Source organism: Mesorhizobium sp. M7A.F.Ca.AU.002.02.1.1, assembly GCF_003998535.1.
Lineage (GTDB): Bacteria > Pseudomonadota > Alphaproteobacteria > Rhizobiales > Rhizobiaceae > Mesorhizobium > Mesorhizobium ciceri.
Genome location: NZ_RZPB01000431.1, coordinates 1 through 5384 on the forward strand (window position 1 = coordinate 1; position 5384 = coordinate 5384).

General features: G+C 64.2%; 6 protein-coding genes and 2 pseudogenes. 4 read left to right on the top strand and 4 right to left on the bottom strand.

Going from position 1 to position 5384, the window contains the following annotated elements; translation table 11 throughout:
• Window positions 1–180, top strand: a pseudogene (locus EN879_RS23225) (pyridoxal-5'-phosphate-dependent protein); the annotation flags it as partial.
• 91 nt (window positions 181–271) lie between these two features.
• A complete protein-coding gene (locus EN879_RS23230; protein ID WP_063169646.1) occupies window positions 272–871 on the top strand; it encodes a DNA-3-methyladenine glycosylase in 600 nt (199 codons plus the stop codon).
• A 105-nt stretch (window positions 872–976) separates the two neighbouring features.
• Here the strand turns inward: EN879_RS23230 and EN879_RS23235 are convergent, their stop codons facing one another.
• The 4 genes from EN879_RS23235 to EN879_RS23250 are packed head-to-tail and all read right to left on the bottom strand — an operon-like array spanning window position 977 to window position 4675.
• Window positions 977–2113, bottom strand: coding sequence for an ABC transporter permease (locus EN879_RS23235; protein ID WP_013528655.1), 1137 nt, complete (start codon window positions 2111–2113; stop codon window positions 977–979).
• Window positions 2110–3030, bottom strand: coding sequence for an ABC transporter ATP-binding protein (locus EN879_RS23240; RefSeq protein ID WP_063169645.1), 921 nt, complete (start codon window positions 3028–3030; stop codon window positions 2110–2112). Before EN879_RS23240 ends, EN879_RS23235 begins: the two co-directional genes overlap by 4 nt.
• Window positions 3027–3980, bottom strand: coding sequence for an HlyD family efflux transporter periplasmic adaptor subunit (locus tag EN879_RS23245; RefSeq protein WP_027161228.1), 954 nt, complete (start codon window positions 3978–3980; stop codon window positions 3027–3029). The genes EN879_RS23240 and EN879_RS23245 overlap by 4 nt, the downstream gene beginning before the upstream one ends.
• Complete coding sequence (locus tag EN879_RS23250; protein WP_063169644.1) at window positions 3977–4675, bottom strand: CerR family C-terminal domain-containing protein; 699 nt, start codon at window positions 4673–4675, stop codon at window positions 3977–3979. The genes EN879_RS23245 and EN879_RS23250 overlap by 4 nt, the downstream gene beginning before the upstream one ends.
• 90 nt (window positions 4676–4765) lie before the next feature.
• On the opposite strand from EN879_RS23250, the gene EN879_RS23255 reads away from it, so the two are divergent.
• Window positions 4766–5239: a CYTH domain-containing protein gene (locus tag EN879_RS23255; protein WP_013528659.1), complete on the top strand. Its 474-nt coding sequence runs from the start codon at window positions 4766–4768 to the stop codon at window positions 5237–5239.
• Window positions 5236–5384, top strand: a pseudogene (locus EN879_RS40130) (CHAD domain-containing protein); the annotation flags it as partial. The gene EN879_RS23255 and the pseudogene EN879_RS40130, both read left to right, overlap by 4 nt.

The following is a 5384-nucleotide window of genomic DNA, read 5'->3' on the forward strand; positions in this document are numbered from 1 at the left end:
GCACAGGCGATGCGCGACGCCATGGCCTATCTCAAGCTGGTGGTCGAGCCCGGCGGCTGCGTGGCGTTGGCGGCGCTGTCGTCGGGCGAGATCGAACTGTCCGGCAAATGCGTTGCCGTGGTGCTGTCCGGCGGCAATGTCGATTTCGGCACTTATGCCGGGATCATGGCCGCGGCTTGAGACGGGATGTCCAAAGGATCCGACATGGATCTGAGGCAGGTTTCGCCTTGGATCACTCCTCGCCCGCCTCCAAATCGTCGCCGGGCTGAACATGGTCATCTACCGCCCGCTCACGCGTTCTGAGCTGCCCGACGATACGGCATCCCTTGCCCGCACTCTCATCGGCAAGATCGTGGTGCGCGAACTGCCCGAAGGCATCGCCAGCGGCCGCATCGTCGAGACCGAGGCCTATGTGACCGGCGATGCCGCCGGGCACGGCTACCGGGGCCAGACGCCGCGCAACCGTTCGTTGTTTCTCGAGGCTGGGCACGCTTATGTCTATCTCGCCTACGGCATCTCCTACATGCTCAACGTCTCGAGCGAGATGCCAGGGGTCGGAACCGGCGTGCTCATCAGGGCGCTCGAGCCGCTCGAAGGCATTGCGCTCATGCGGCTCAATCGCGGCATCGAGCGCTTGCGCGACCTTGCGCGAGGACCGGGAAGGCTAGCCCAGGCACTGCGGATCGATCGTTCGCTCGACGGGCTCGATCTTTGCCGCAAAGGCCCGCTATGGCTGGCAACCGACGAGCATCAAGGCGGCGACATCGCCCAAGGCATCCGGATCGGCATTACAAAGGATGCCGATCGCCCGCTGCGGTTTTACGTCAAGGGGAGCGCCTTCGTCAGCGGCCCGAAATCGCTCAACGGTTAGTGGCAGTTATAAACCATGGAGATTGGCGAAAGCATTTCTCCCTTCGTCATCCACGGGCGGAGCAAGGAGCGAAGGCTGGTAGCAAGACTGGAGGTCGTGCGGCGTCTAATCCAGTGTCCGCCTGAATCGCACCAATGCTACGCCGGCAAACAAAGCCACGAACACCACCAGCCAGCCGATCTCCGTTGCCACGGCCGGCAGTTCGGCCCCCTTCAGCATCACCGCGCGGGTGATGCGTAGGAAATGCGTCAGCGGGAATATCTCGCCGAAGATTTGTGCCCAGTCCGGCATGCCGCGATACGGGAACATGAAGCCGGACAGCATGATCGACGGCAGGAAGAAGAAGAAGGTGAGTTGGAGCGCCTGCATCTGCGTGCGGGCGATGGTCGAAATCGTGTAGCCGAGCAGCACTAGCGCCAGCACGAAGATCAGCACGGCGGTCAGGAGCAGCGACATCGATCCGGTGAAGGGGATGGCGAACAGAAGTTTCGCCGCCGCCAGCACCACCACCACCTGCACGCCGCCGACCGCCAGATAGGGCAGCACCTTGCCCATCATGATCTCGAGCGGGCTGGACGGCATCGCCAGCAGGTTCTCCATCGTTCCGCGCTCGGTCTCGCGTGTCAGCGCGATCGAGGTCATCATCACCATGGTCATCTGCAGGATGACGCCCAGCAGGCCGGGCACGATGTTGTATTGCGAGATGCCTTCGGGATTGTAGCGCCGGTGTACGACGACATCGAGCTGACCCTTGGCGGCCTCGGCGGCGGCTTCCTGCGTGCCTTGCGCCCTCAGCAGCGCCTGGCTGGCGACTGTGCCGAGCGTCGAGATGGCGCCGCTGGCCACCGCCGGGTCGGTGGCGTCGGCCTCGATGAGTATCTGCGGGCTGTTGCCGCTCTCCACCCTCCTGGCGAAATCGGCCGGGATGGTGACGACGAAGGCAACGTCGCCGCGCGATATCAGGAACTCGGCCTCGGCGGCACTTTGCGCGACATGGTCGAAACGATAGTAACCGGTGGTCTGCAGCGCCGCGACAATGGCGCGCGTATAGGGATCGTTGCTCGTCGCCACGAGTGCTGCCGGCAGGCTTTTCGGGTCGTTGTTGATGGCGTAGCCGAAAAGCACCAATTGTATCAGCGGCACGCCGAGCATCATGGCGAAGGTGATGCGGTCGCGCCGCATCTGGATGAATTCCTTGATCAGCAAGGCGCCAAGCCGGGCGAAGGAAAAGACGCTGTTCATTCCATGTTGTCCTTCGAGCCGGACATGAACTGGATGAAGACGTCCTCGAGGCTGGTTTCGCCGGGCGAAACTTTCACGCCCTTGTGCTCTCTCTCGACATCGGCAAGCACGGCTTCGAGCTTCTTCTTGTCGGAGCCGACGACATGCAGCGTCGCGCCGAACGGCGCCACCTGATCGACGCCGGGGCGGCCCTGAAGCGCTTCGGCGACCTGATCGAGGCGCGGACCCTGCAGGACGAAGGTGGTCAGCCCGGCATTTTTCACCACTTCGGCGACAGTGCCGGTGGCCAGCATCTTGCCATAGGAGATGTAGCTGATGCGGTGGCAGCGCTCGGCTTCGTCCATATAGTGGGTGGAGACCAGCACGGTCAGCCCGCCGCTGGCGAGGCGATGGATCTCGTCCCAGAACTCGCGCCTCGCCTTCGGGTCGACACCGGCCGTAGGCTCGTCGAGCAGCAGCAATTTCGGCTTGTGCATGATGCAGGCGGCCAGCGCCAGCCGCTGCTTCCAGCCGCCCGACAAGGTGCCGGCCAGCTGGTTGCGGCGCGACGTCAGGCCGAGGTCCTCCAACGTGCTCGCGACATGCCCCTCGACCGGCTTCAGCCGGTAGAGCCGCGCCACGAATTCGAGATTCTCGCCGATCGTCAGATCCTCGTAGAACGAGAATTTCTGCGTCATGTAGCCGACTTCGCGCTTGATGCGCAGGCTGTCGGTGCGGATGTTGAAACCGAGCACCGTGCCTTCGCCCTCGTCCGGCGTCAGCAGGCCGCACATGATGCGGATGGTGGTCGTCTTGCCCGAACCGTTGGGGCCGAGAAAGCCGACGATCTCGCCCTCGGCAACCGACATCGTCACATGGTCGACGACGGTCTTGTCGCCAAAGCGCTTGACCAGGCCGTGTACGTCGATGGCGTTCATCTTGCGCTGTCCGCCAGATCGACATCGACGATCTGGCCGGGCTGCAGCGGGCCGGCATCGCCCTCCGGCCGCGCCTCGACGAGGTAGACCAGCTTCTGCCGGTTCTCGAGCGAATAGATCACCGGCGGGGTGAACTCGGGATCCGGCGAGACGTAGCTGACGCGCGCCTTAACATCCGGGCCGCAGCCGTCGCAATGGACGCCGAGCAAGGTGCCGACCTTGACCGAGGAGAAGGCGCTCTCCGGGATATAGACGCTGAGCTTGACCGCGCCGTCGGGCAGGATCGAAATCACAGGCGCGGTCGGACCTGATGTATCGCCCGGATTGCGGATGACGTCGTTGACGCGGCCGGGCGAAGGGGCGGCCAGCACCCGTTTCGACAGCCGCCACTGCGCCTGCTCCAACGCGGCCTGCGCCTGCTTGACCTGATTGTCGGCGGCCTTGATCGTCTCGGGGCGCGCCGGCAGGCCGCCGACGGCGAGATTGGATTTGGCCTGGCCGACCTGCGCATTGGCCGTTTCGAGCGTGGCCGACGCGGTGTCGAAATCCGCTTGCGTGCCGGCGCCGCGCTTGAACAGATCGGCGGCGCGGTCGTATTTGCGCTTGGCGTCGGCGGCCTGGGCGCTGGCCATATCGACCTCGGCCTTCAGCACGGCGATCTCTTCCGGCCGCTTGCCGATCTGCAGGTCGGCCAATTGCGCCTGCGCCTGGGCAAGGCCGGCCTGCGCCTGCGCGACAGCGATTTTTGCGTCGGCACTTTCCAGCGTCACCACGGTCGTGCCAGGCACCACACGGTCGCCGCGCTTCACCGTGACGGTCTCTACCTGCGCCACCTCGATCGGCGCCAGCAGCACGTAGTCGCCTTCGACATAGCCGACGGCCAGCGGTGCTGCCGGGGCACAGGCCGAGAAGAGCTGCGCGGCGAGCGGCAGCGAACACAGAAAGCTCATGGTCTTTGCCCCTTTGTCTTTGCCCCTTTTCTGGCGGCCAGTATGGCCTTGAGATTGCCCGATGTGACCGCCACCACCTTGGCGGCCTCCGCGGCGCCGATATCGGGCCAGCCCATGCGGCGCATCACCGCCTCACGGCCGATGCGGAAATAGATGACCTGGCCGATCAGCGTGAACACGGTGAGCCTTGTGGCCTCGCTTTCGGCGGGCTCGCCAGTTGCCTGTTCCCACAGCTGGCACAGCCGGCGATGGCTCGGCTCGAAGACACCGTCATAGATACGATCGAGGGCTGCCGTTGGATGGGAAAGTTCGCGCAGGATGAACTGCACGATCTCACCGGCCTGCGGACTGGCCACGACAAAGCCGACCATTCGCTCCAGCGCCGCGAAGAGCTGCGCCTGCGCTGCCTCCGGACCGACCGGCGCGGGCGCCTGCGCATTGCCGAGCGCCGGGCCGGCGACCGTCTGGATGGTCTCGACGATAAAGTCGGCGGCGGCCGTGCGAAGACCCTCCTTGCCGCCGAAATGATAGGCGATCGAGCCGATATTGGCTCGCGCCTCGGCGGCGATCTCGCGCGTCGAGGTGCCGTCGAAGCCCTGCCGTCCGAACAGCTTCAGTGCCGCCTGGACAAGCGCCGCGCGCGTCATCTCGGCGGGCTCGCGACGAAGAACTTTGGGCTCAGGTAGTTTGATCATAAGTGCACTTTAATCAATCGATTGATTAACGTCAACTTCTGTTCGTCATTGTCTTGCCATCGACGGCGGCAAACGCTTTAGTGCGCGGCCATGGGCAAGGAAGTCGAACGAAAATTCCTGGTCACCAGCACCGCATGGCGGGAGTTGGCCGAGGCCAATATCCGCATTCTCCAGTTCTATCTCGCTGCCGGCCCCGGGCGCACAGTGCGCATCCGCATCAGCGACGGCACTTCCGCCAAGCTGACGCTCAAATTCGGCAGCAAAGCGCGCGAGCGCGACGAATTCGAATACCCGATCCCGCTGTCGGAGGCGGTGGAGATGCTGGACTTCGCCATCGGACGTGTCATCGAGAAGACACGTCACCATGTTAGGCACCGTGGCTATCTCTATGAAGTCGATGTCTTTGGCGGACCGCTTGCGGGACTTGTGGTCGCCGAACTTGAGACGCCGGAGGACGTGCCGGACGAAATGCTGCCCGACTGGCTCGGCCGTGAAGTCACCGGCGAGCAGAAATTCTACAACGCGTCGCTCGCCCTTGGTGGGATTCCGGAGATCGCCGCATGAGCTTTCGCATCGATCCGCGCCTGCCGCTGACCGGCGAGGTCAGGAGAATCCTTGCCGAGGAGATCGGCAAGGCGCTGCATCATCTTGACGCCGCACGGAGCCGGCCGGAACAGGCGCTGCACAAATGCCGCAAGCGGCTGAAGAG